This is a genomic window from Vibrio sp. ECSMB14106, assembly GCF_000972265.1.
Lineage (GTDB): Bacteria > Pseudomonadota > Gammaproteobacteria > Enterobacterales > Vibrionaceae > Vibrio > Vibrio kanaloae.
In genome coordinates this window covers 1-353 of sequence record NZ_LAUM01000088.1, presented here as the reverse complement: position 1 = coordinate 353, position 353 = coordinate 1, and the positions used below count along the sequence as shown (strand labels likewise).

Annotated in this window: 1 protein-coding gene; it reads left to right on the top strand. The window is 47.6% G+C overall.

Annotation, left to right across the window (positions count from 1 at the left end):
- On the top strand, nt 1-353 hold a 353-nt coding region (locus WR49_RS20775; RefSeq protein WP_046225284.1), incomplete at both ends, for a Tn3 family transposase.

Genomic DNA, 353 nt, shown 5'->3' with positions numbered 1-353 from the left:
GATCTGTTTGATGTGACTGAAAGTGAACAAGGCAGCACCATACTGGCGCTAAAGAAGCCTATCAGAACGAATGTTATTACAACGGGATGGCAAGATATCAGGCGTATTGTTCTGTCACTTCAGACAAAGCGGACGACACAAGCAATGCTGGTAAGAAAGTTGTCTGGTTACCCTTCTGGACACCCAATATTACAGGCTCTGACGGAGTATAATCGACTGGTTAAAGCGCAATATTTACTTGACTACATCGACGATGCCAGTTTGCGGCAGTATGTGCAACGTGCCCTGAACCGGGGAGAAGCATGGCACTTCCTTAGACGAGCCATTGCGTCGGTGAATGGTGATCAGTTCCG